At 34.2% G+C, this 23,892-nt stretch carries 26 protein-coding genes; 2 read left to right on the top strand and 24 right to left on the bottom strand.

Features of this window, described 5'->3' with window-relative positions:
• Nucleotide 1 precedes the first annotated feature (1 nt).
• The 9 genes from HGPG_RS01765 to HGPG_RS01725 form a co-directional block, all read right to left on the bottom strand.
• Nucleotides 2–283 (bottom strand): DUF503 domain-containing protein, encoded by a 282-nt coding sequence (locus tag HGPG_RS01765; RefSeq protein ID WP_036731194.1) that lies wholly within the window; start codon nucleotides 281–283, stop codon nucleotides 2–4.
• Nucleotides 284–435: 152 nt separating this feature from the next.
• Nucleotides 436–948 (bottom strand): acyl-CoA thioesterase, encoded by a 513-nt coding sequence (locus HGPG_RS01760; protein ID WP_245543874.1) that lies wholly within the window; start codon nucleotides 946–948, stop codon nucleotides 436–438.
• Nucleotides 920–1,843 carry a pseudouridine-5'-phosphate glycosidase gene (locus HGPG_RS01755; RefSeq protein WP_019124333.1) on the bottom strand — a complete coding sequence of 308 codons (924 nt, stop codon included), beginning with the start codon at nucleotides 1,841–1,843 and terminating at the stop codon, nucleotides 920–922. Before HGPG_RS01755 ends, HGPG_RS01760 begins: the two co-directional genes overlap by 29 nt.
• A complete protein-coding gene (locus tag HGPG_RS01750) occupies nucleotides 1,840–2,913 on the bottom strand; it encodes a carbohydrate kinase (protein ID WP_245543873.1) in 1,074 nt (357 codons plus the stop codon). Before HGPG_RS01750 ends, HGPG_RS01755 begins: the two co-directional genes overlap by 4 nt.
• Nucleotides 2,914–2,964: 51 nt before the next feature.
• Nucleotides 2,965–3,567, bottom strand: coding sequence for a thymidine kinase (locus HGPG_RS01745; protein ID WP_019124331.1), 603 nt, complete (start codon nucleotides 3,565–3,567; stop codon nucleotides 2,965–2,967).
• Nucleotides 3,568–3,571: 4 nt separating this feature from the next.
• Nucleotides 3,572–4,177, bottom strand: coding sequence for a peptidylprolyl isomerase (locus HGPG_RS01740; protein WP_019124330.1), 606 nt, complete (start codon nucleotides 4,175–4,177; stop codon nucleotides 3,572–3,574).
• Between the two features lie 11 nt (nucleotides 4,178–4,188).
• Nucleotides 4,189–5,553 carry an MATE family efflux transporter gene (locus HGPG_RS01735; protein WP_019124329.1) on the bottom strand — a complete coding sequence of 455 codons (1,365 nt, stop codon included), beginning with the start codon at nucleotides 5,551–5,553 and terminating at the stop codon, nucleotides 4,189–4,191.
• 3 nt (nucleotides 5,554–5,556) lie between these two features.
• Nucleotides 5,557–6,312, bottom strand: a complete 756-nt coding sequence (gene map / locus HGPG_RS01730; RefSeq protein WP_019124328.1) for a type I methionyl aminopeptidase — start codon at nucleotides 6,310–6,312, stop codon at nucleotides 5,557–5,559.
• Nucleotides 6,309–7,205: a tetratricopeptide repeat protein gene (locus HGPG_RS01725; protein ID WP_019124327.1), complete on the bottom strand. Its 897-nt coding sequence runs from the start codon at nucleotides 7,203–7,205 to the stop codon at nucleotides 6,309–6,311. Before HGPG_RS01725 ends, map begins: the two co-directional genes overlap by 4 nt.
• Before the next feature lie 102 nt (nucleotides 7,206–7,307).
• On the opposite strand from HGPG_RS01725, the gene mnmL reads away from it, so the two are divergent.
• A complete protein-coding gene (mnmL, locus tag HGPG_RS01720) occupies nucleotides 7,308–8,273 on the top strand; it encodes a tRNA modification radical SAM protein MnmL/YtqA (RefSeq protein ID WP_019124326.1) in 966 nt (321 codons plus the stop codon).
• Nucleotides 8,274–8,335: 62 nt separating this feature from the next.
• Entirely contained in the window at nucleotides 8,336–9,574 is a 1,239-nt protein-coding gene (locus HGPG_RS01715; RefSeq protein ID WP_019124325.1) for a carboxylate--amine ligase, read from the top strand.
• A 67-nt stretch (nucleotides 9,575–9,641) separates the two neighbouring features.
• On the opposite strand, the gene HGPG_RS01710 is transcribed toward HGPG_RS01715, so the two are convergent.
• The 15 genes from HGPG_RS01710 to HGPG_RS01640 form a co-directional block, all read right to left on the bottom strand.
• Nucleotides 9,642–10,277, bottom strand: a complete 636-nt coding sequence (locus tag HGPG_RS01710) for a thiamine diphosphokinase (protein WP_019124324.1) — start codon at nucleotides 10,275–10,277, stop codon at nucleotides 9,642–9,644.
• Nucleotides 10,274–10,918, bottom strand: a complete 645-nt coding sequence (rpe, locus tag HGPG_RS01705; protein WP_019124323.1) for a ribulose-phosphate 3-epimerase — start codon at nucleotides 10,916–10,918, stop codon at nucleotides 10,274–10,276. Before rpe ends, HGPG_RS01710 begins: the two co-directional genes overlap by 4 nt.
• Nucleotides 10,918–11,769, bottom strand: coding sequence for a ribosome small subunit-dependent GTPase A (gene rsgA / locus HGPG_RS01700; protein WP_019124322.1), 852 nt, complete (start codon nucleotides 11,767–11,769; stop codon nucleotides 10,918–10,920). The genes rpe and rsgA overlap by 1 nt, the downstream gene beginning before the upstream one ends.
• Nucleotides 11,769–13,745 (bottom strand): Stk1 family PASTA domain-containing Ser/Thr kinase, encoded by a 1,977-nt coding sequence (pknB, locus tag HGPG_RS01695; RefSeq protein WP_019124321.1) that lies wholly within the window; start codon nucleotides 13,743–13,745, stop codon nucleotides 11,769–11,771. Before pknB ends, rsgA begins: the two co-directional genes overlap by 1 nt.
• A gap of 7 nt (nucleotides 13,746–13,752) precedes the next feature.
• A complete protein-coding gene (locus tag HGPG_RS01690; protein ID WP_019124320.1) occupies nucleotides 13,753–14,469 on the bottom strand; it encodes a Stp1/IreP family PP2C-type Ser/Thr phosphatase in 717 nt (238 codons plus the stop codon).
• Nucleotides 14,470–15,489, bottom strand: a complete 1,020-nt coding sequence (gene rlmN / locus HGPG_RS01685) for a dual-specificity RNA methyltransferase RlmN (protein ID WP_019124319.1) — start codon at nucleotides 15,487–15,489, stop codon at nucleotides 14,470–14,472.
• A gap of 98 nt (nucleotides 15,490–15,587) precedes the next feature.
• On the bottom strand, nucleotides 15,588–16,880 hold the full coding sequence (rsmB, locus tag HGPG_RS01680; protein ID WP_019124318.1) for a 16S rRNA (cytosine(967)-C(5))-methyltransferase RsmB: 1,293 nt from the start codon (nucleotides 16,878–16,880) through the stop codon (nucleotides 15,588–15,590).
• Entirely contained in the window at nucleotides 16,880–17,572 is a 693-nt protein-coding gene (locus HGPG_RS01675; protein WP_147629747.1) for a zinc metallopeptidase, read from the bottom strand. Before HGPG_RS01675 ends, rsmB begins: the two co-directional genes overlap by 1 nt.
• Nucleotides 17,569–18,495 (bottom strand): methionyl-tRNA formyltransferase, encoded by a 927-nt coding sequence (gene fmt / locus HGPG_RS01670; RefSeq protein WP_036731192.1) that lies wholly within the window; start codon nucleotides 18,493–18,495, stop codon nucleotides 17,569–17,571. The genes HGPG_RS01675 and fmt overlap by 4 nt, the downstream gene beginning before the upstream one ends.
• A 2-nt stretch (nucleotides 18,496–18,497) precedes the next feature.
• Nucleotides 18,498–18,971: a peptide deformylase gene (gene def, locus HGPG_RS01665; protein WP_019124315.1), complete on the bottom strand. Its 474-nt coding sequence runs from the start codon at nucleotides 18,969–18,971 to the stop codon at nucleotides 18,498–18,500.
• Nucleotides 18,972–18,975: 4 nt separating this feature from the next.
• Nucleotides 18,976–21,318, bottom strand: coding sequence for a primosomal protein N' (gene priA, locus HGPG_RS01660; protein ID WP_019124314.1), 2,343 nt, complete (start codon nucleotides 21,316–21,318; stop codon nucleotides 18,976–18,978).
• Between the two features lie 28 nt (nucleotides 21,319–21,346).
• Complete coding sequence (gene coaBC, locus HGPG_RS01655; protein WP_019124313.1) at nucleotides 21,347–22,540, bottom strand: bifunctional phosphopantothenoylcysteine decarboxylase/phosphopantothenate--cysteine ligase CoaBC; 1,194 nt, start codon at nucleotides 22,538–22,540, stop codon at nucleotides 21,347–21,349.
• 1 nt (nucleotide 22,541) lies between these two features.
• Nucleotides 22,542–22,844, bottom strand: a complete 303-nt coding sequence (gene rpoZ, locus HGPG_RS01650) for a DNA-directed RNA polymerase subunit omega (RefSeq protein ID WP_019124312.1) — start codon at nucleotides 22,842–22,844, stop codon at nucleotides 22,542–22,544.
• The gene (gene gmk / locus HGPG_RS01645; protein WP_019124311.1) at nucleotides 22,841–23,461 is read right to left on the bottom strand and encodes a guanylate kinase; all 621 of its coding nucleotides are present in this window, start codon (nucleotides 23,459–23,461) and stop codon (nucleotides 22,841–22,843) included. Before gmk ends, rpoZ begins: the two co-directional genes overlap by 4 nt.
• 19 nt (nucleotides 23,462–23,480) lie before the next feature.
• Nucleotides 23,481–23,892: endoribonuclease YicC domain-containing protein (locus HGPG_RS01640; protein ID WP_019124310.1), on the bottom strand; the 412-nt coding region annotated here is incomplete at its 5' end.

The following is a 23,892-nucleotide window of genomic DNA, read 5'->3' as shown; positions in this document are numbered from 1 at the left end:
TCTATAAAATTTCTTTTTCTATATTCACAATTTCAATTTCGCTGTAAGTGTTAAAAAATTGTATTACTCTTTCTAGGGTCTCATCTACAACTTTTTTGTCATTGGAAACTGTGGCAAAACAAATAAGACTCCTCTGCCACTTGTCATTTTCGCCAACTTCAGCAATTGATATATTAAATCTATTTTTTGACTTCTCGATAATACTTTTTACGACGGATCTCTTTGACTTCAATGAGTTTGCATCGTAAATAAATATTTCGCAAGTGCATATTCCTATTATCATATTTAAAATTATAACATAAGAAAGCCTATAATGTAGCCTTCCTTATAAAATTATTAAAGTTCAAATATTTTATAAAAATCTATGTAAAACACAAAAAATGCACCTCAATGGGTGCACCTCTTAAATAAATTTTTTAAAGTTTAAATTTTCTTTTATTTTAAAATTTCTCTTAATTCTTTATTATTTTTTTGTCTTATTTTATTTATTTCTCTTCTAGCTTCGTAGCCTTCAATTATTTTTTTCTCTTCAAGGGTATCTCCAATAATTCCTGGGATTTTTCCTGGCTCAGTCCCCTTGCACTTAAAAGTCAAAAAGCAAAAGGCTGCTACTTCTGTTTCACCTGTCATTGGCGCTTCCTTGGTAAACTTGGTAAAAACTTCCACAGAAGAATTTCCCACTCCAGAAATAAATGTGCTTGCAGTTAAAAAGTCTCCTTGATTAATTGGCTTTAAGAAAGTCAAATTGTCGCAAGAAATTGTTGCAACCCTTCCCCTAGTGTGTCTTATGGCGCAAGTTCCAGAGTTGTGGTCAGCAATCTCAAAGAGCCTTGGTCCATACATGGTGCCGCCAGTGTTTAAGTCTGTTGGCATTACTCCATAGGTGAAGATGACCTTGGACTCAGAAACCTTTTTTGTCTTAGTATAGGTATTTTGCAACTTCAGCACCTAATCTCGCATTATTTTTTACAAGGGCAATATTTGCTTCAAGAGACTTGCCTTCAGTTACTTCAAGAACTTTTGAAAGCAAGAAAGGAGTTGTTTCTTTGCCGTGAATTCCCTTTTCTTCTGCTTCAACTAAAGCTTTTTCTATTGCAGTATTAATTTTTTCTTCATCCATTGAATCACTTTCAGGAATTGGATTTGTAAGAAGGATTCCACCTTGAAGTCCTAATTCCCATTGAGCCTTAGCTGCTTCTGCTGCTTCTTTTGGATTTTTAATATTGTAGTCAACCTTAAATTCGCTCTTTCTAGTAAAGAAGGCTGGCATATAATCTGTTTGATAGCCAAATACTGGCACGCCCTTAGTCTCAAGGTATTCAAGAGTAAGTCCAATGTCAAGAATTGACTTGCAACCTGCACAAACAATCATAATGTCATTTGCTGCTAATTCTTCAAGGTCTCTTGATATGTCAAAAGTTACTTCAGCATGTCTGTGAACGCCACCAAGTCCTCCAGTTACGAAGATTTTAATTCCAGCAAGTCTTGATGCAATAATTGTTGATGCAACTGTTGTAGCTCCATTTAGACCTTGAGAAACTATATAGGCAAAGTCTCTTCTTGATGCCTTGATGATGTCCTTTGATGTCGCCATAAATTCTAACTCTTCATCGGAAAGACCAATTTTAATTTTTCCGCCAATAATTGCAGTTGTCGCAGGAACAGCTCCATTTTCTCTAATAATTTCTTCGCAAGCCTTAGCTGTTTCAATATTTTGTGGATAAGGCATGCCATGAGAAATAATTGTAGATTCAAGGGCAACTACTGGTTTTCCCTCTTCCATTGCTTTTTTAACTTCGTCGCTATACTCAACATATTTTTTTAACATTTCATTACTAATCATAAAATCTCTCCCTTTAAATTATTTTCATTCATGTCCTTGGAACATGAGTCAGCACTTTTTAGTGCAATCCTTGCAGCAGCTTCAGCCGCCTTCATTCTCTTATCTATATCAAAATCGTTATAAAGACCATAGGCATAGCCAGCCATAAAGGCATCTCCTGCTCCACTGGCATTTACAACATCAACGGGCTCAGGCTTTCTCATCATCTTAAAATCTTTTTCAAAATAAAAGGCCCCCTTGCCTCCAGCAGTTATGACAAGACTTTCTAGGCCCTTTGCTATTAAGTCTTCTCCAAGTCTATCAATGTTTTCTGTTTCAAGACCACTTAGAGCCATGGCTTCATAAATATTTACCTTTAGGAAATAAATTTTATCCAATAAATTTCTTATTTTCATTACCTTTTTTGTGGAAACTCCGTCAATTAAAAACTTGCCCTTTAAATTTTTTTGGACATAGTCCAAAGTTTTTTCTTCAAGATTTGTATCCATTATTGTAAATTCTGCATTTTCAATAATTTTTTTGTTCCTGTCAACATAGTCCTCATCAATATTTTTTAGGAGATCCATGTCGGAAATTGCTACAAACATATCCTTGTCCTCATCTAAAATTGCAAGATAGTGAGGAGTTATTCCCTCAGCAAATAAAATTTTGGAAGTGTCTACATTAATCCTATTTAGCTCGGCTAAAATATTTTTGCCAGCATCATCCTTACCCAAAACGGATAGAAAAGTTGTGTTGACATCAAGCCTTGCCAAATTTTCGCAAATATTTCTTCCAACGCCGCCGCTAGAATATTCAATTTTCCCTGGATTTGAATCTCTGCCCCTTAAATTGTCAAAGGAGTAACCAGTGATGTCCATGTTGCAGCCACCAAGGACTGCCACATAGGAGTCTTCCCTAAGTATATATCCCCTACCTAAAATATATCCAGATGTCATCAAGTTGTTGATGTGGGTGGAGACACCAGACCTTGTTATCTTTAATTCATCAGCAATTTCTTGTTGCGAGATTCCAGGATTTTTCTTCAAAAGATTTATAATTTCTTTTTCTCTTGGAGTCAAAAAAATCACCTCTAATCATTTAATTACATTTTAATCAAATGATTAGAGGCTGTCAAGACTTTATAAAAATTTTTCTTGGTTTTCTTTTAACTTATCTTCTGCTCTAGCAACTCTATAGCAGGACCTGCAAAGCGGTTCGTACTCTTCCACTGCTCCCAGCTCAACTCTCTTGTCGCTCTTGATTTTTCTGTGAGACACCCAGGCATCAGTGCCACATCTCTTGCAAACGGCGTGATGCTTGTTTAGATAGTCCACCTTTGGCATTATTTCTTTTACTATTTCAAAAGGCTCTGCCATGTAGTCCATGTCGAGACCTGCCATGACAATGGTAATTCCCATCTCAAGAATTTTTTCCAAATCTTCAAGAACAAGGGCAGGCTCGTCCTTTAAAAATTGCACTTCGTCTATGCCAATAACTTCTGGAGAATTTTTCTCTACGAAATCTAAAATTTCTTCTACAGATTCAACTTCAACTGCCTTAAAAGAAATTTTATCGTGAGTTACAATTTCTTCTCTGGAATATCTCTTGTCAATCCTTGGCTTAAAGGCAACTGTCTTGTAATTTGCAATGGAAAATCTCTTTAGGTCCTTTTCAAGAGAGCTAGTCTTTCCAGAAAACATGGACCCAGTGTGTAAAATCATTCTTCCTTTATATTGATGCATAATTTTATCCTTGATAATCAGTTATAAGAGCTTCTTCAATTACAATGTCAAAGACAGGTTTATCCATAAAGCCAACCTTGGACTTAGCAATGTCATCCACTACATCCATTCCTTCAAAAACTTGCCCGAAAACAGTGTGCTTACCATCTAGCCAAAAAGCACCACCAACTTTTTCGTAGGCATCAACAATTTCATCTGGATAGCCTCTATCTTCGCCTGCATCTCTCATTTGAGATAAAATGTCCTCACTTAGTTTATCTCCTTGCACAATGAAAAATTGTGAGCCATTAGTATTTGGTCCGGCATTTGCCATGGAAAGTGCTCCCCTAAAGTTTCTGAAATTTAAATTAAATTCGTCTTTAAAGGGTTTCTTCCACTTACTTTCGCCGCCGCGACCAGTTCCAGATGGGTCTCCGCCTTGAATCATGAAGTTTTCAATGACTCTGTGGAAAATTATTCCGTCATAATATTTATCTTCAATTAGTGAAATGAAATTTTCAACAGCAAGAGGTGCTACTTCTTCAAATAATCTAATTTTTATATCGCCTTTATTAGTTTTTAATACTGCAATTTTTTCTCCTACTGCAGGTTTTTCAAATTGTTTTAACATTCTTTCTCCTTTCAAACATAGGTCTTCATATTTATTTTAAAGCCATCTGTCTTATTACGCAAATAATAATATATTAAAGTTAAAAATATTCCCTTTAGGACTGAGGACAAACTCATGGCAATCCAAATGCCATTAGCTGCAAAAATTGGCATTAAAATCAGGGCAAGAGGTATCCTAGATATGTTTAATATCATGGCGTTTATGGCAGGATATTTTGTGAGTCCAAGACCATTTAACATGCCAGTTGTGCCAATTTCAAGTGCCATAAAGTACTGGGAAATTGAAACGATTTTTAGATAATTAATTCCTTTTATTATTGCCTCTGGATCTCTTGGTATAAAAAGTGTAAATAAATTTTCGGCAAAGAAAAATAATAAAAGTGAAGTTGAAATTCCAATAATATTAATTATTTTCATTGCCTCTCTTCTGCCATGGTGGAGTCTCTCATATTTTTTTGCTCCAAAATTTTGACCAAAGAAGGCAGAAAAGGCCACAGAAAATCCGTCAGCAGTCATCCAAGATATGGACTCGATTTGTGAACCAATGGAGTAGACTGCAATATAAAGAGCTCCAAAGCTTGCAATATACTTGTTTAAAACCATGCCCACCATGGCATGAATCAAAGATTGCAGTGAGGCAGGAAATCCCAAGTCTAAAATTGATTTAAAATACTCCCTGTGAGGAATTTCAAAATAATTTGTTCTCACAAAAATTTCTCTTTCCTTATAGCCCACATAGATGTAGAGAAGTGTTGAAACCATTTGTGCAAATACAGTTGCAAGAGCAGCTCCCCTTATGCCAAGTTTTGGAAAAAAAGAAAGACCAAAAATCAAAAAGGGGTCCAATATTAAATTTATAAGAAGTGAAATTATTGATATTTTAAAGGGTGTTATGGAGTTTCCCTTGGCGAAAAATGCAGCAGAGAGAACTGGATTTAAAAAAGTAAAGATTAGGCCTGCACTTACAATTAAAAGATAGTCGGCTGCCATTTTGTGGACATCACTATCAAGATTATAAATTCCAATTATTTTATTTCTCATGGAAATATATAAAATAGTTAAAGTTAGGCAAAAAATTAAATTTAAAATAAATCCAGAGACCCAAACTTCCTTTGCACTGTCCCTATCTCCTCTTCCATATGATTGCGAAAGTCCAACAGAAATTCCAGTTTTTGCAATAAGAGTAATAGACTGGGCAATCCAAACTAGAAAGGAACAAGTCCCCACAGCAGCAACAGCTCCTGTGGAAAGTCTCCCAAGCCACATTAAATCAATTAAGGAGTATGCCATTTGCACAAAGGCAGTGCCCATTAGGGGAAGAGCCATCTTTAAGAGTGCAGAAAAAATATCTCCCTTTAATAAATTGACTTCCCTCACTTATCAACAGTCGCCTTGATCAGTAATTATTATTGGTCCGTCCTTTGTTATGGCAAGTTGGTGTTCATATTGGGCAGAAAGTGAACCGTCAGCCGTTCTTGCTGTCCAACCATTATCGTCAATTGTAAGCTCCTTCTTTCCCATGTTAATCATTGGCTCAATAGTAAATACCATGCCCTCTTGAAGTCTTAGTCCGCGACCAGCCTTTCCATAGTGAAGGACTTGTGGATCTTCATGCATCTCTTGACCAATTCCATGACCTACAAATTCTCTTACAACAGAATAACCATTTTCTTCTGCGTGTTTTTGAACTGCAGCTCCAATGTCTCCAAGTCTATTGCCTATTACTGCCTTTTCAATTCCCTTGTACATACATTCACGAGTCACACGCAAAAGTTTTTTTGCTTCCTCAGAAACTTCGCCCACTTCATAGGACCAGGCAGAGTCAGCTAGCCAGCCATCAACATTTACAACCATATCAACAGTAATTATGTCTCCATCTTTAAGGACATATTCTGATGGAAAACCGTGACAAATTTCATCATTTACTGATGCACAAATTGAATAAGGATATCCCTCATATCCCTTTTGCTCAGGATAAGCCCCTCTTTCCTTTAAATAATTTTCCACAAATCTATCAATTTCAATAGTTTTTACACCAGGTTTAATAAAATCTCTAAGCTTGTGATGCACATCAGATAAAACTTTTCCTGCAACTTGCATCTTTTTTATTTCGTCTTCTGTCTTAATAATAATCATTTTAACTCCTTTACAAGATGACACAAATCATCATCAGTCTTTGCCCATTCATAGGCATCCTTATTTATTTCTATAGCTAATTTTAATTCTTCCATGGCTCTATTATCCTCTCCTAAAAGAGAAAAGGAGCAAGCCTTATTATAATGTAGATTTACAGAATTTGGAAAATCCAAAAGTCCTCTATCTAAAATATTTATAGCAGATTTATAATCTTTTTCTTCAATATATACTGCTGACATATTTAAAAATAAAAAAGGATCTTCAAAATTTCCAATTGCCTCATAATAATAATCTAGTGCCAAGGAATTGTCACCCTTCTTTTTTGAAAGGACGCCCATATTGTATAGGGCTCTGCCATAATCTGGCTTTATCTCAAGAGATTTTTTTACAAATTTTTCTGCCAAAGCATTTTTATTTTCTATTTCATAAATTGAGCCTAAATCATTATAAGTTACAAAGTCATACTGGTCTATGGCAAGAACCTTTTTAAATTCTTCTATGGCAAGGTCCGTATCACCAATCTTGTCATAGGCATGAGCCAGATAATAATGAGCTCTGTCATAATCTTCATCAAGTTCAATTGCCCTTTTATAATTTTTTATTGAATAAGATATATCTCCCTTGGAAAAATCATTGGTGATGGCAAGACCATAGTAGGCCCCAGCCATTTTTCTTAGGCTCAAAATTTTTTCAAAATAAATTTTTGCCTCATTGTAATTTTCTTTTTTAAGATATATGTCAGATAACTCAAAATAGACAGAGATTTTTTCATCAAGATCTTCTTCTCTTGTAAACTTCAAAGATTTAAGTAACAAATCCTCTGCCTTGTCCCAGTCTTCTTCTAACAAAAACTCTTCTGCTAAAATTAAATAATTTTTAAATTTTAAGTCCATAAAAACCTCAATTCTTATTATATTATATAGTATTTTTTATAATTTCAAAGTCATGGAAATAATTTTTAAAAAAATATATAATGTATTGGGTGATTTATTGTAATGAGACGATTTTTATCCTTTAATGATTTTTTTCGTGAATATTTTTCTGGCAAAAGCGTAAAACTTTCTCTGGACGGCGGCTTTTCCTGCCCCAATAGAGATGGCACACTTTCAAATATTGGCTGCATCTTTTGCTCTGATGAGGGCAGCGGAGAATTTGCCGGCTCAAAAAATTTTTCCATAGCTAAGCAAATTAATTCTCAAAAAATATTTCTTGAGAAAAAATGGAAGGCAAAAAATTATATTGCCTACTTTCAAAATTTTACCAACACCTACGGCTCTCTCCAGTCTTTAAAAAATATTTACGATGAAGTCGTAGATAGAGATGACATAGTTGGAATTTCAATTGCAACTCGCTGCGACTGCTTAGATGATGAAAAAATAAAATATTTAAAGGACCTTTCCCACAAGAAGACACTTTGGCTTGAACTAGGCATGCAAAGTGTAAAGGAAGATACAATAAAACTTATAAATCGCGGTTACTCTCACCAAGTTTTTGATGAAACTGTAAATAAATTAAATGAAGAAAACTTACTATTTTTAATTCACGCAATTTTTGGACTTCCCTTTGAAGACCAAGAGGACTTTAAAAATACAATTAAATACATAAAAGAAGTTGCACCCTTTGGAATAAAATTTCACAACTTATATATTTTAAAGGACTCTCCAATACATGAACTCTACAATAATAAAAAATTTAAAATTTTATCAAGAGAAGAATATATTGACACAATCCTTTATACCCTTAAAAATATTGACGAGAAAACTGTAGTCCACAGAATAACTGGCGATCCACCAAAGAAAAAACTTTTTGAGCCTCTTTGGTGTGCCGACAAACTTTCTGTTATTTCTGAAATTGATAAAAAATTAAAGGAAAATGATAAAGATATTGTCACTGAAGAAAAAATAAAAGAAATTGCAGACTATTGGAAAAGTAAAGATATGGCTTTTTCTCAGAAGGCTTAAAAAATACTTATCTCTAGTGTATAATGTTATGTAATGCGAAAAATAGATTATAAAGGAGAAACATGAAAAATATTTCTAAAGATATAATAAAAAAATTAAATGTAAAATTTGTAATTCTCGGCTCTGACGAAAATGCCTATGGAATTGCCCGCATCTTAAATGACAATTACGACTTGATTTCCACAGTTTTTTGTCAAAAGGCCCTTCCTGCCACAGACAAGTCTCGCATTTTAGATAGAAGAATAATCGAAAATTTTTCTGATGACAAAGTTTTTGTATCTGAAATGGTAAAATTTGCTGAAGAAAATAAGGATGCAACTTTAATAACAATTCCTTGTGGCGACGAATATTCAAAACTTCTTTCCAACAACAAGGAAAAAATAAAAAAATATTACAAGTTCAACACGCCTTCCAGTGATTTAAACGCAAGACTTGAAAATAAAATTGACTTTTATAAATCTTGCCAAGAGCTGGGCATACCCTATCCAAAATTTGCCATTATAAATTCTTCAAAGGAAATTGAAGGACTTGATTTACAGTTTCCACTTATACTTAAACCTAACGACTCCATCTCTTATGTAAAATTGTCCTTCCCAAATAAGTACAAGGTCTACACAATTTACAGCTACGAAGAGCTAGAATCCGTTGTAAAAACTATTTACGACGACAATCACTACGAGGGCACAATGCTTGTGCAAGAATACATTCCTGGCCCTGCATCAAACCAAGCTTCCTTTAATGTTTACTGCGACAAGACTGGCAAGGTGCGAATGATGGTTTACGGACAAATTCTTCTTGCCGACCCACTTCCACTTAGAATTGGAAATAACGATGCAATTTATACGAAGTACATGCCAGAACTTTTTAAATTTTACAAAGAAAAACTTGAATCCATTGGCTACACTGGTTACTCAAATATAGATTTAAAATATGACGCAAGAGATAAGGCTTACAAGGCCTTTGAAATGAACTTGAGACTTCCACAAAGTCATTACTTCATGGCTGCTGGTGGCGTTAATGTATTAGACTTTTATATAAGAGACCTTTTAGATTTAGGTTTTGAAGAAGAAGTCTACTACCATAAAGAAACATCAAAAATTTGGATGAATGCCCATCCAAAACTTTTAAAAGAGTACACAAATGAAAAGTACCACAAGACCATTGATGAGCTTCTTAGAAATGGCTACGAATTTACAATTAACAACAAGAAGGACTTTAGCATTAGTCGAAAAATAACTTATCTAAAGAGAAAGTATGGCTCAATAAAACACTACAAGATGTACTATAAATTAGAAAAATAAAATATAGGAGCATTAAAAAAACCAGTTTTCACAGAACTGGTTTTTGCTATTTAATCTTAAATTGTAATCAATCTCTCGACTGAATTATAAAGGCTGAACCGTAATTTATAATTACTTTCGCCTTGTCGCCAAGCATAACATTACTCACAGCCCTACTTGGATTCATAGCATTTATTTCAAGGTCTTTCACTTCATAGTAAAGTCCCTCAGTTGTGAAGCTCATTTTATCGCCTGCATTTATTAGGGAAAAATATTTTTTGTCAGACCTTTCAAATTCATATTCGCCCTCTTCTACATAAATTACTTCATTGTATTCGTCAACGATTTTTGCCTTAACTCCCAACTTGTAAAGCATTTTTAGATTGTAAAGATTGGCAAGCTCGTGGTCAAGTCTTGTGCCCAAGGCTCCAAGTATTACAAGGTCCTTGTAGCCCTCTTCTAAGAGATAGTCAATGCAAAGGGCAGTGTCAGTTAAATCTTTTTTTGCAGGAAATTTTTTTATTTTAATGTCCTTGTCCTTTACATAGGAAAGAGTTTCATTACCAATGGAATCTAAGTCTCCAAGAAGAAGATCTGCCACAAGGTCATACTTTTTTAAAAGCCTTGCGCCTCCATCGGCTACTAAGATAAATCTGTCTCCATATTTTTCTAATAATTCCTTGGAAACTTGTCTCCCGCCAGAAATTAAAAGTGCTTTTTTCATAATAATTCCTTAAAGGCTTTAATATTTTCTCTCGTCTTATCTTTTTCAAATATTGCTGAACCTGCAACTAAAATATCTGCACCAGCTTCAAGGACTTCTCTTGCATTGTCAAGCTTTACGCCACCGTCAACTTCTATTAGTGTATTCAAATTTCTATCTTTAATTAATTTTTTTACCTCTCTAATTTTTCTAAGTGCAGATGGAATAAATTTTTGTCCTCCAAAGCCAGGATTGACGCTCATAATTAAAACTAAGTCAATATTTTCTATATTGTAGTCAAGAAGGTCAAGACCATCTCCAGGGTTTAGGGCAAGGCCTGCCTTTTTGCCATAAGATTTAATAAGAGAAAGAGTTCTATCAAGATGCTTTGTTGTACTTGGATGAATTGTAATTATATCTGAGCCAGCCTTTACAAATTCTTCAATAAAATTTTCTGGTCTTTCAATCATGAGGTGAGTGTCAAAGGGAATCTCAGTAAGAGGTCTAAGCCTTTTTACCACTCCTGGACCATAGGAAATATTTGGCACATAATTTCCATCCATAATGTCCAAGTGAATAAAGTCCACTTTTTCTTCATTCATAATTTTAAATTCTTTTTCTAAATTTGTGAAATCTGCTGAAAGTAATGAAGGTGAAATCATTAGTATTCTCCTTTTTCTTTTAATTCATTGAAAATGTACAAATAATTTTCATATCTTGACTTTTCTATTTGGCCCCTATCCACTGCATCCTTTACAGCGCACTTGGGCTCCTTTATGTGATTGCAATTGTTAAATTTGCAATTATTAAAATTTTTAAATTCTCGGAAATAATTTTTTAAATCTTCTTCCTCTATCTTTAAAGTAAGTGAAGAGAAGCCTGGAGTATCAAAAATATAAATATCCTCATTATAGAGTATTTCTGTGTGTCTAGTGGTGTGTTTACCGCGCTTAGTCTTTTCAGAAACCTTGCCCACTTCCACTTCTTTATTTAAAATTCTCGATGTGATAGTAGATTTTCCTGCCCCAGATACGCCGCAAAGGGCAACAGTCTTTCCATGAAGATAAGCTCTGAGAGACTCTATATTGTCATCCTTGTCTGAAATCACAAAGGTTTCAAAGCCAGAATTTTTATAAATCCTTGCAAGCTCTTCTGCACTTTCTTCGTCAAGGTCTGACTTGTTTATGACTATGGCAAGGTCAATGCCCTCATGCTCAGCCTGAATAATTGTCTTATCTATAATGACAAGATTATATTTGGGATTCAAAACCGGTATAACAATGAGAGCTAAGTCAACATTGCTCACCCTTGGTCTTGTGAGCATATTTTTTCTGGGATATACTTTTTCAATATATCCCAGAGTTTTTTCTTCGTATTTAAATTCTACATCATCACCAACAATAGGCTCAACTTTGCTGTGTCTAAAGTTTCCTCTAGCTCTTGTTTCAAAAACTTCGTCTCCAGACTTTATATAGTAAAAGCCACCTGTCAGTTTAATAATTTTTCCTATCATTATTTTATCTTCTCAGTCTTTACAAGATTGCCATCAACATAAATATTGTATTCGCCAGGACCAATTAATTCGACATTGCTGACTTCTCCGCCTTCTATATTGTAATTCCAAACTGAAGTTGCACTAATTTTATTTCCGTTTCCGTCTCTTACTCTTTCAGCAGAAACATTGTGAGTAGTGCCATCATCAGGAACCTTAACCTTGACATGATTTACTTTATTGTAATTATCTTCATTTTGATTTTCTTCATTGTCTTCGGTTTCTTCCTCTTCGTTAATTTTTGCTCCTTTTGAAATAAATAGAGTTACAGTTGAACCCTTATCTACGCTTTGATTTGGCTTTGGATCCATGTCATAAACTTGACCTTCGCCAACTTTGTTGCTAAATCCATTTTCAATTACAACTGTAAAGCCAAGGCTCTTTAATTGATTTACAACTATATCCTGATCCATGCCCTTGTAGTCGCTTAAAACAACTGGAGTTTTGTCAACGCCCTTAGATACTATAACCTTAACAGCTGTACCTCTCTTAACAGAATAGCCGCCATCAGGATTTGAATAAATTACTTTTCCTTCTTCAACATCTTCGTTAAACTCTTCTTCCACAGTTCCAAGTTTTAGAGAATTATCTTCAAGAGTTTTTTGTGCTTCCTCTGTAGTTAGTCCCTTTAATGGTGGAACTGGAACAGAATCAGGAAGCTCATTTATCTCAAGAGTAATAGTCGAACCCTTGTCTACTGAAGTGCCTTCTTCAGGCTTTTGACCAAGTACAAGACCGTCAGGTTCATCTTCATTTTCCACTGTATTTACATCGAGGACTAGCCCTTGGGCTTCTATTAATTCTTTTGCTTCCTCTCTAGTCTTGCCTATATAATTTTCAACGGCAATTTTTTCTACTACATCGCCATTTTTCATTCCCTTAATAGCTTTTGGCACTACATAAATAAGTAGGGCAATTATAACTATGGCAGAAAAGATTCCAAGTATGGCAGGAGCTGCAGATTTTTTCTTCTTTACAACCTTCTTAGGTTTTCTCGTGTCCATATCCATGTTGTTGGAATGATTTCTATTAGGTCTTCTATTGATATTTGGAGTTACGACAGTTCTGTCGTCTTCTTCATAATCTCTTTTAACAGAAAAAGTTTTTGCTCCAATTGTGTAGTCCTTTATATCCTTGATTAAATCAAATACATCTCTATATCTGTCATCTGGATCCTTTTCAGTCATCTTTAAAACCAAGGCGTCAACTGAAGGATCTATGCTCTTGATAAAATCAGATGGCTTTGGCATTTGTGACTGAACTTGCATAAGGGCAACAGAAACAGGATTGTCTGCATCAAAAGGAAGTCTGCCAGTTAGCATTTCAAAAAGCACGATACCTAGAGAATAAATGTCAGACCTATTGTCTACCTTGGCACCTCTAGCTTGCTCTGGTGAAAAATAGTGTACTGAACCCATGACAGCATTAGTTGCAGTGACAGTTGTATTGTCAGCAACTCTTGCAATTCCAAAATCTGTAACCTTAATTCTGTCGTCACGAGTAACCATTATATTTTGAGATTTAATGTCTCTGTGAACAATATGCTTTGAGTGAGCAACCTTTAAAGCCTCTGCAATTTGAATGCAGTAGTTTAGTGCCCTCTTTTCAGAAAGTCTGCCCTCATCATTTATTAAATCTTTAAGAGTTTTCCCATCAATGTATTCCATTACAATGTAGTGGACTTCTTTGTCTTCCACTTTTTCTGTTCCAACATCATAAATACTTACAATGTTTGGATGAGAAATGCTTGCAGCTGCAAGGGACTCTCTCTTAAATTTTCTAATAAAATTATTGTCTTCGTTGTATTCTAATTTTAAAACCTTAATGGCAACAATTCTATCAAGCTTCCTATCATGAGCCTTAAAAACATTGCCCATGCCGCCTGTGCCAATTTTTTCTAATATTTCATATCTATTTGCTAAAATTTTATTTATCATTGCCCACCTACTCATTAAATACTAAAATAAATGTAATATTATCCATGCCGCCATTTTTAAGGGCGAGATCCAAAAGTTTGTCTTTGGCAACTTCAGGAGTATTTTCTTTTATAATTTTGAAAATTTCTTCATCAGGAATCATATTAGTAAGTCCGTCTGAACAAAATAAAAATATGTCGTTATCTTCAATCTTTAAAGTGTTTACTGAGACATCTAAGTCAGCTGTGGTTCCCATGGCTTTTGTCAGCACATTTTTCTTTGGATGAACCTTTGCCTCTTCTTCAGTAATTTCGCCAATCTCCATCAAGTAATTTACAAAGGAATCATCTCTTGTGATTTGCTCCATCTCTTTATTTATCCTGTAAATTCTTGAATCGCCTACATTGGAATAAATTAAAACACTTCCTAAAATTATACCAGCAGAAACTGTGGTGCCCATGCCCCTATAATCTTCGTTTTCTTCAGAGCTTTTGAAGATTTCGCGGTTGGCATCTCTAATAGAAGAAGACAAGATTTCAATTGCATCTTCAATAGTCTTAACTTCCTTTGCCTTTTCAAAATCCGACGCAATAATTTCTGTTGCCATCTTTGATGCCCTTTCGCCGGCAAGATGTCCACCCATGCCATCAGCTAATATATATAAGTTTTTTGATTCATTTACAAAATAACAATCTTCGTTATTTTTTCTGTAGTTGCCTACATTTGTTGCTGATACTACTTTCATTTATTTCACCTCAACTTTGCGCCTTAGTTGTCCACATGAGGCGCTGATGTCCCTTCCAAGTTCTCTTCTTATAGTTACATTAAATCCTTTTTTCTCAAGTTTATCTTTAAATTCAATGATTTCAGACTTGGAAGGTCTTTTTTCATCAAATTCATCAATTGGATTTAAGGGTATTAAATTAATATGGCATTTCATATTTTTTGCGAAATTATAAAGCTCTTCAATATTTTTTTTGCCATCATTTTGATTTTTAATTAAAGTGTATTCAAAGGTAATTCTATTATTTGTCTTGTCACCATAATATTCTAGGGCTCTCTTTAAGTCAGCTAAATTAAATCTTCTGTTAATTGGCATAAGTGCCGACCTATCATTGTCATTAGTTTGGTGTAAACTTACAGCCAGATTTATGGGAATGTCTATATCTGCAAGTTCATAAATCTTATCTGCCACGCCGCAAGTGGAAATTGTAATATTCCTATAACTTGTATTGTGTCCCTTTTCATCATGGAGTAACTTTATAAATCTAATAACCTCAGAAAAATTATCTAGGGGCTCGCCACTTCCCATTAAAATAAAATTTGAAACCTTAATATTTAAAGCCTTCTCTATTTCATAGACCTGACCCAACATTTCTGCTGCACTTAAGTTTCTCAAGAGACCAGACTTTGTTGACGCACAAAAATCACAGCCCATTCGACATCCAACTTGTGTTGAGATGCACTGAGAATAGCCATGCTTGTAGTCCATGAGGACGCCCTCTATTAAATTTTCGTCCTTTAACTTAAATAGAAATTTTTTTGTCTCATCTAATTTTGAATCAAAAGTCTTAAAAATTTCTACCTTATTTATTTCCTCATCTTTAATTATGGAGATTGCTTTATCTGAAAGATTTGAATTTTCAATATCATATCTCTTCTTGTCGTGAAAAAATGTAAAAAGTTGAGAGCCTCTAAAAGCTTTCTCACCCTTATTTACAAAAAAATCACGCAGCTCATCTTCATACATAGAATTTAATTCCATTAAACCACCTATTCATCTAAACATTATACCATTAGATATGGGCAAATAGAAATAGAATTCAAAATTTAATCAAATAAAAAGACTGCGAAAGCTCACAGTCAATTTTTTTCCATAAGAGTAATAGAAAATCCATCACTTCCATCTGTTGATGGGAATAATTTTAATACTTCTCTATTTCTTAATTTCTTTATTTTGAAATTTTTATTATTTTCTAAAAATTTATTTACTACATCTTCGTTTTCAATTTTTGAAAGAGAGCAAGTTGAATATAAAAGTTCTCCCCCATCTTTTACATAATCCTTTGCCTTATCTAATATTTCAAGTTGAATTTCAGCAAGTGACTTTATATCTTCTAGGTCCTTATTCCATTTTATGTCAGGTTTTTTTCTGTAAAGTCCAGTTCCTGAACAAGGAGCGTCAACTAAGACATAGTCAAACTTATCTATAAAGTCTTTATTTAAAACTCTTGCATCATTTACCCTTGTCTCAATATTTTTTACACCAAGTCTCTTTGCATTTTCTTGGATTAGCTTTATCTTGCCCTGAGATTTGTCGCAAGCAATAATTTCACCAGTGTTATTCATAAGTTCTGCTAGATGAGTGGTCTTTCCGCCTGGTGCTGCGCATAAATCTAATAGGCTGCTATTTTCCCTTGGATTTAAAAAGCTTGCCACTAAAATTGAGCCCAGGTCTTGCACATAAAAATGTCCCTCATCAAAATATTTTGTGTCAATTACTCCCTTGGGATTTAAAATATTTAGGGCATTGTCATAAACTGTCTCCTCTATTTCAAAACCCAGTTCTTTTAGATTACTCATCAAGTCGCTTTTACTTGTCTTTAAAGTATTCACCCTAATGGTAAAGGGTGGCATTTCGTTATTAGCCTTTAAAAGTTTTTTTGTAAATTCTTCACCGTAATTATTATAAAAATACTCTGTATAAAATTTTGGATGAGAATAAAAAGTTGAGAGATTGTCAATACTGTCCTCAATCTTTACTTGTGGAGCATCCTTTTTGGAAATGCTTCTAAGAATTCCATTGGTAAAGGAAATTGATCCTCTGTTGCCGTAAATTTTTGCAAGATTAACTGATTCATCTACAATTGAATAATCTGGCACCTTGTCCAAAAAATACATTTGGTAAATTGCCATCTCTAAAATACTTAGAATAATTTTGTGAATTCTTTTTATTTTAACTCTTGAATTTATTTTTATTACATAATCCAGGTAAGTCCTATTGCGAATTACGCCTGTAGTGATTTCTTTTATAAAATTGTAATCTCTCTCATCAATATTAGATTTTTTTAAAATTTCAAGACTTTCTTCTAAAAATGCCCCCTTGTAGAGGACATCGTTAATAATCTGTAGTGCTTTTTCTCTTGGGTTTTTCATTAATCTCTTCTTCCAAAAATGCTAAGTAATCTCAAAAATTGTCCAATTGCAACTATTGTTGATGCCACATAAGTAAGTGCTGCTGCGTTTAAAACTTCTTTGGTGCCTGTTAAGTCTTCATCACTAATAATTCCATTGGCAAGTTCTATTTTTGCTCTATTTGAGGCATTAAACTCAACTGGGAGGGTAACAATTTGAAATAAAACTGCAAAGAAAAATAGTGCAATGCCAAGTTTTGTAAAAAATACTGAGAAGAAAAATCCAAGTATTATTAAAAAGAAGGAAAGTTGAGTTCCTAAATTTGCAAGGGGAACTAGGGCAGCCCTAACTTTTAGTGGCACGTATTCCACTGAATCTTGAATTGCATGACCAACTTCATGAGCAGCAATAGAAACTGATGCAATGGAATTTTTGTAATAGACATCGCGAGATAAATTTAAAGTTTTATCTCTTGGGTCATAGTGATCTGAAAGATTTCCATCAACTAAATTTATTTTTACATAATTTAATCCATTTCTATCTAAAATTTCTCTTGCAACTTCTGCCCCACTTAAATTAGTGGAAGAGCCTATTTTCTTGTATTTTTCGTAGGCTGAACTTATCTTTGCCTGTGCATAAAATGCGAGAATTAGACCTGGAAGTATATAAATAAAATAAGTGTAATCAAAACCGTAATAATATGGATACATTATTTCCCTCCTATGACATAATTTTCTTCAAATTTATTTCCACGAAGAAAATCATCAATTCCCATGGCGCGCTTACCTGGTGCTTGAATTTCTTTTACAGAAATGGCGCCATCTAATGTTTTAATAATAAGTTCCTTATCAGATTTTATAATTGTTCCAACTTTTTTATCTGATGAATTTTCAAGGGCTTCTGCAACAAAAATTTTATAAAGCTTGTCCTCATAGGAAAATTTTGCCCCGTAATGTGGGCTAAGTCCCCTAATTTTATTTACAAGGTTTTTTGACTTGTCATTGAAATTTAAGAGCAAGTCATCCTTTAAAATTTTATCTGCATAAGTTTTTTTGCCTTCATCTTGGGGAGTAAAATTTACTCTATCTTCTTCCACTTCTCTTATAAATTCTTCTAAGAGATCAGCCCCCATAAGAGAAAGTTTATCTTCAAGCTCTCCGGCATTCATGTCTTTTATGTCAATTTCCTTTACAGCAGAAACTGCACCAGAATCAAGTCCTTCTTCCACTCTCATGAGGCTCACGCCAGTTTTTTCTTTGCCTTCCATTATTGCCCTATTAATTGGGGCAGCTCCTCTTAATTCTGGAAGTAGTGATGCGTGAACATTAACAATATATTTTTTTGGAAGGTCAAGAATTTCCCTCTTTAAAATTTGTCCATAGGCAACGACAACAATTATGTCTGCCTGGACTTCTCTAAGTCTTTCTATGGACTCCTCAGAATTTACATCATGAGGCTGATAAACTTCAAGACCAAGTTCTTCAGCCTTAACTTTTACTGGAGTCTTTGTGAATTTTTTGCCCCTTCCCTTTCTCTTATCTTCTTGAGAAACTACAAGGGCAACTTGACCTAATTTATGGAGCCTTTCTAAAATAGGAACGGAAAATTCTGGAGTCCCCATAAAGATAAATTTCATCACTATTCACTCTCCGCTTCATACATTTCAATTGCCTTGTCTGTGTATAAAATTCCATCTAAGTGATCAACTTCGTGTTGAATAATTCTCGCCAAAAAGTCTTCAGCTTCCATGATTTTTTCTTCGCCAGCTAAGTCATTGTATCTAACTTTTATATCTTTGGCTCTCTTAACAGTTCCCTGTTTCCCAGGAACAGATAGGCAGCCTTCCATAGACACTTCTTCCCCTTCTTTTTCAAAAATTTCGGGGTTAATCATGTAAAACCTCTTGCCCTTTTCTCCCTCTCTATTATCTACTACAATAAGCCTCTTCAAAATTCCAACTTGAGGTGCAGCAAGACCAACGCCATAAGCCACATCCATAGTTTCAAACATGTCGTCAATTAAAAGTTTTAATCTATCGTTGAAATTTGTTACCTGCTTTGATTGTTTTCTGAGTATTGGATCTCCATCCTCTCTAATTTTTCTTGTTGCCATTTAATCACCTAAAATCTATATTTAAAAATACTTTATTATCTTCTTCTATCTTGCTATTAATAATTACCCTTTTAAGACCATATATTAACAAAGCTAAATCTTTTGGCTTCACTTTTACTGAAAATTTGGTCCTATTTACATTTTTTATCTTTGGCAACTTAATAAATTTTGTCACCATTAAATCTAAATTTTTTATGTCCATGGACATTTGCCTTAAAATTTTTCCTGCCCAGGCTTCAGTCAAACTTTCATCATAGGAAGAAAATTCAAGCTCAATTAACTTTGTGTAGGGTGGGTATAAAAATAATTTTCTCTCTTCAATTTCATAATTATAAAAATCTTCATAATCTCCGCTGGCAGAATATTTTATAATTTCAGAGTCAGGACTATAGGTTTGAATAATAACCTCGCCCTTTTTTGATGCCCTACCGGCTCTACCAGAGACTTGGGTTATAAGTTGGAAGGTCCTTTCCTTGGCCTTGTAGTCAGAAATATATAGGGACATATCTGCTGCCACAATGCCAACTAGAGTTACATTTTCAAAGTCAAAGCCCTTGGAGACCATTTGCGTTCCAATAATTACATCAGCTTCCCTATTTTTTACAATTTCGTAAAATTTATCATAGGAATCCTTCTTTGTCGTTGTATCCCTATCCATGCGAAGAACTCTCGCCTCTGGAAATAATTTTTTTACTTCCTCTTCAACCTTTTGCGTGCCAACTCCAAATTGCTTGATAAATTTTGAGCCGCAACTTGGGCAAGTTTTTGGAAGTGGCTTTGTACTTCCGCAGTAGTGACAGATGAGCCTATTCTTTGCTTTGTGGTAAGTCATTGATATGTCACATTCATGGCACTTAATGACTTCCCCACAAGACCTGCAGGAGATAAAATTTGAAAAACCGCGACGATTTAAAAATAAAATTATCTGTTCCTTCTTTTTTAGCTTTTCTTCCATTGCATTTTTCAAGTCTCTGCTAAAAATAGAAATATTTCCCCTTATTAGCTCGTCTCTCATGTCAATAATTTTTGTATCTGGAAGAAAAGCTCCCTTTTTTGCCCTATTTTTCAACTCACATAGATTATAAAATTCTTTCTTGGCATAAAAATAGGATTCAATGGAAGGAGTTGCAGAACCAAGGACAACTTTGCCTCTCTTTTTCATTCTATTTATGGCAACTTCAATAGTGTCGTACTTTAAGTTGTCGTGAAATTCATAGGATGAGTCGTGAGATTCGTCTACTATAATCATTTTTAAATTTTTAAAGGGAACAAAAACTGCACTTCTTACGCCTACCACAATTTTTACTTCGCCATTTAAAACTTTTCTGTACTCGTCATATCTCTCTCCCGAAGAAAGTTTTGAGTGAATTATTGCAACCCTGTCGCCAAACTTACCCTTAAACCTCTCAATCATTTGTGGAGTGAGACCAATTTCTGGCACAAGGACAATAACCTCTCCGCCCTCTTCTATGACCTTTGATGCAAGATTTAGATAAACCTCAGTCTTGCCGCTACCAGTAAGCCCATGAAGAAGAGAAACAACTTTATCTGTCTTTAAAATGCTAGCAAGAGCCCTTTGTTGTTCCTCATTTAAAGCTAATTTCTCTCTTGCAAAATTCTTTTCCACTGGTTCTCTTTTAACTTCTTTTTTGTATTCACAAATTAAATCTTTTTTTATTAGAGTTTTTATTGGCGAATAGGAAATTCCAAGAAGAGACATGGTTTCAACACGAGAGACATCTTTTTTCTCTTTGATAAAATTAAAAAGCTGGGCTTGCTTCTCGCTTAAATTCTCCAAATTTTTTGGATCAAATTTTTCTGAAAGCTTAAGATAATTTACAAGCTTTGGTTTAAGAAGAACAAGTGAATCATACTTATATTTTACAAAGCCCTTTGCCCTTAATTTTTTTATTATTTTCTTTTCATCTTCATTTAAGTCTTCAAAATACTTATTTAAGTCAATGGAATTTAATTCTTCAAGCTCTTTTCCCTGAGGATATTTTTCAACAATAATTTTCTTTTTAATTTTTTGCAAATTTCCTGGCGGCAAAATTGGCGCAAAGGCCCTTGAGTAACCAATTAAATATCTATCTTTCATCCAAAGACCAAGTTCAATTAAGTCCTCTGAAATAATTGGCTCATCATCAAGTACTGAATGAATTTCCTTTAGCTTGTCTAAATGTTCACCAGAATAATTTGCATGCAAAAAAAGGACGATACCAACTCGGTAAGACTTGCCAAAATTCACAAGAACACGCATACCTGGTTTAACATCATCTTTTACTATGTATGTATAGAGTTTATCGATTTTTTGAAAATTATTTTCTATAAAAATATCTGCAAACATTCTTCACCTACAAAAGAGCTAGATTTCTCTAGCTCATAAGTTTTTTTACCCTATCTAAAATTTCCTTGGCAAGTTCTTGTTTACTCATAATCTCTAAATCATCAGTGTTGTTTTTGCTGATAATGGAAACTATATTTGTGTCAGCCCCAAAACCTGCACCCTTTTTCTTAATATTATTAACAACAATCATGTCAAAATTCTTTTTTACAAGTTTTTCTTTGGCGTACTCGTAAATATTTGTGGACTCAGCTGCAAATCCCACTATAATTTGATTTTTCTTCATGCTTCCATAGTGAGCGGCAATGTCTGGATTCTTTTCCATTTCGATTAAATTCATTTGACTGTCATTGCCCTTTTTAATCTTTTCTTCGCTGTAAGATTTAGGTCTATAGTCACTTGGTGCCGCAGCTTTAATTAGCACATGGCAGTCATCAAAATACTTTCCAACAGCTTCAAACATGTCTCTTGTAGTTTTAACTCTAACAAAGTTATCAACCTTTGGAATGTCAATTTTTGTTGGGCCAGAAATAAGAGTGACCTTGGCTCCTCTCTTCTTTGCATTATCTGCCAAGGCATAGCCCATTTTACCTGATGAATAGTTTGAAATAAATCTAACTGGATCAAGGGGTTCCACAGTTGGACCTGCCGTTATAACCACATGCTTGCCCTCCAAGTCCTTTTCCATTAGCGCCCTATCTATTTCGTCAACAATTTCACCTGGCTCAAGCATTTTTCCACTGCCATAGTCATTGCAAGCCAAAAGATCTTCTTTGGTATCTAAAATAATAACTCCCCTATCTCTTAGAGTCTGCATATTTTTTTGATTGGCTTCAGAATTTAGCATGACAGTATTCATGCCAGGCGCAAGCATTACCTTTGAACGAGATGCCATTAAAACTGTTGTTAACATATCGTCAGCAATACCATTTGCAAACTTGCCAATTAAATTTGCGCTTGCTGGTGCAATTACTATTATATCAGCCCACTTGGCAAGAGAAATATGTTCCACATCCATGTTAAATAATTGATTGAACATTTCTACGTGGACTATGTTATTTGACATAGTCTGAAAAGTTAGAGGTGTGACAAATTCTGTCGCATTTTTTGTCATTACAACCTTAACTTCTGCTCCTAATTTTCTTAGCAAACTGCAAATCCCTGGAGATTTATAGGCTGCAATTCCACCTGTAACTCCAAGAAGAATTTTTTTACCCTTTAACATTTTATTCCTCTTCTAGGTCCTCTGTGTTTAATTCTTCTATTTTTTCTTGCTTAATTTTAGCAATTAATTCTTCTTTTTCTGCTGCAATTTTCTTTTCATATTGAGAATCAGATAACTTTTCGCCAAATTTAATCTTTCCAGCCATTATTTCTTCTAGGGCAACTGTAACTGGCTTTTCACTATCTGTATCAATAAGTTTTGGATTCCCGTCAATTAATTTTCTTGCTCTCTTGGAAACTAGAATTGCAAGTTCATATCTAGAATTTGCAACTTCACTTAAATCTTTAAAAGATGGTATAATCATTTATTTCTCTCCTCTTCTGCTTGAACTTCCTTTTTGATGTTTTTATGTCTTTTAACTCTTAATTTTTCTGCTGCTATAATAGTTTCTATGTCCTTAACGGCATTATCTATTACATCATTTATAACAAAGTAGTCATATTCACCAACAAAGTCAAGTTCCCTAAAGGCATTTCTATACCTTGTTTCTATTTCATCTTCAGTTTCTGTATCCCTCTTAACAAGACGAGATTTAAGTTCATCCATAGTTGGAGGAATTAAAAATATGAAGACTGCTTCTTTGTATTTCTTTTTTACTTGTAAAGCTCCTTGCACATCAATTTCAAGAAGTACAATTTCCCCTTTTTCAATTTCATCAAAGACAAATTGTTTTGGTGTTCCATAATAATTTGTGTGAACAAAGGCATGTTCCAAAAGCTCATCATTTTCTACCATTTTTTCGAATTCTTCTCTTGTGGCAAAAAAGTAATTCTCACCATTAACTTCACCTGGTCTAGGTGTTCTTGTAGTTACGGAAGTAGAAAAAATTATATCGTCGTTGTTTTTCATGAGAGCCTCACTGACAGTTCCCTTTCCAGAACCTGAAGGACCTGATAAAACTAATAAAAATCCGCCGTCCAAATTATCACCATCCTATTTATTATTCAACATTTTGCGCTTGCTCACGCAACTTTTCAATTTCAGATTTAAGGAGTACAACCTTGCTTGTAATTTCAATATCATTTGATTTAGAACCAATTGTATTGGATTCCCTATTCATCTCTTGGATGAGAAAATCTAACTTTCTGCCTATGGCTCCCTCTGACTTTATTATATCATTAAAATTATCTATATGTATTTTCAATCTAGTAATTTCTTCGTCAATGGAAAGCTTGTCTATCATAATTGCAATTTCAGTTAAAATTCTATCTTCATCTATCTCACTAGAGTCCAAGTATTCACTAACTCTTTCTCTAAGTCTCTCTTCATTTTCTTTAAGAGTAATTGGAGCTCTATTTTCAATAAAATCAGTGATATTTTTTATCTCCTCTAATTTTACTAGAAAATCTTCC

It is taken from the genome of Peptoniphilus grossensis ph5 (assembly GCF_000311825.1).
GTDB classification, from domain to species: Bacteria; Bacillota; Clostridia; order Tissierellales; family Peptoniphilaceae; genus Peptoniphilus_A; species Peptoniphilus_A hominis.
Note: the sequence above shows the minus strand (reverse complement) of the source record. Positions and strands in the feature narration are given on the sequence as shown.

Excerpts from the sequence above, each read along its gene's own strand:
- HGPG_RS01740 (WP_019124330.1), bottom strand. The coding sequence starts at position 4,177 with ATGTTAAAACAATTTGAAAAACCTGCAGTAGGAGAAAAAATTGCAGTA.
- HGPG_RS01765 (WP_036731194.1), bottom strand. The coding sequence starts at position 283 with ATGATAATAGGAATATGCACTTGCGAAATATTTATTTACGATGCAAAC.
- priA (WP_019124314.1), bottom strand. The coding sequence starts at position 21,318 with ATGTTTGCAGATATTTTTATAGAAAATAATTTTCAAAAAATCGATAAA.
- def (WP_019124315.1), bottom strand. The coding sequence starts at position 18,971 with ATGGCAACAAGAAAAATTAGAGAGGATGGAGATCCAATACTCAGAAAA.
- rpe (WP_019124323.1), bottom strand. The coding sequence starts at position 10,918 with ATGATTTCACCTTCATTACTTTCAGCAGATTTCACAAATTTAGAAAAA.
- rpoZ (WP_019124312.1), bottom strand. The coding sequence starts at position 22,844 with ATGATTATACCATCTTTTAAAGATTTAAGTGAAGTTGCAAATTCTAGA.
- HGPG_RS01690 (WP_019124320.1), bottom strand. The coding sequence starts at position 14,469 with ATGAAAGTAGTATCAGCAACAAATGTAGGCAACTACAGAAAAAATAAC.
- mnmL (WP_019124326.1), top strand. The coding sequence starts at position 7,308 with ATGAGACGATTTTTATCCTTTAATGATTTTTTTCGTGAATATTTTTCT.
- fmt (WP_036731192.1), bottom strand. The coding sequence starts at position 18,495 with ATGAAATTTATCTTTATGGGGACTCCAGAATTTTCCGTTCCTATTTTA.
- HGPG_RS01715 (WP_019124325.1), top strand. The coding sequence starts at position 8,336 with ATGAAAAATATTTCTAAAGATATAATAAAAAAATTAAATGTAAAATTT.
- rsmB (WP_019124318.1), bottom strand. The coding sequence starts at position 16,880 with ATGAAAAACCCAAGAGAAAAAGCACTACAGATTATTAACGATGTCCTC.
- pknB (WP_019124321.1), bottom strand. The coding sequence starts at position 13,745 with ATGATAAATAAAATTTTAGCAAATAGATATGAAATATTAGAAAAAATT.
- HGPG_RS01710 (WP_019124324.1), bottom strand. The coding sequence starts at position 10,277 with ATGAAAAAAGCACTTTTAATTTCTGGCGGGAGACAAGTTTCCAAGGAA.
- HGPG_RS01745 (WP_019124331.1), bottom strand. The coding sequence starts at position 3,567 with ATGCATCAATATAAAGGAAGAATGATTTTACACACTGGGTCCATGTTT.
- coaBC (WP_019124313.1), bottom strand. The coding sequence starts at position 22,540 with ATGTTAAAGGGTAAAAAAATTCTTCTTGGAGTTACAGGTGGAATTGCA.
- rsgA (WP_019124322.1), bottom strand. The coding sequence starts at position 11,769 with ATGATAGGAAAAATTATTAAACTGACAGGTGGCTTTTACTATATAAAG.
- HGPG_RS01755 (WP_019124333.1), bottom strand. The coding sequence starts at position 1,843 with ATGATTAGTAATGAAATGTTAAAAAAATATGTTGAGTATAGCGACGAA.
- map (WP_019124328.1), bottom strand. The coding sequence starts at position 6,312 with ATGATTATTATTAAGACAGAAGACGAAATAAAAAAGATGCAAGTTGCA.
- rlmN (WP_019124319.1), bottom strand. The coding sequence starts at position 15,489 with ATGGAATTAAATTCTATGTATGAAGATGAGCTGCGTGATTTTTTTGTA.
- HGPG_RS01725 (WP_019124327.1), bottom strand. The coding sequence starts at position 7,205 with ATGGACTTAAAATTTAAAAATTATTTAATTTTAGCAGAAGAGTTTTTG.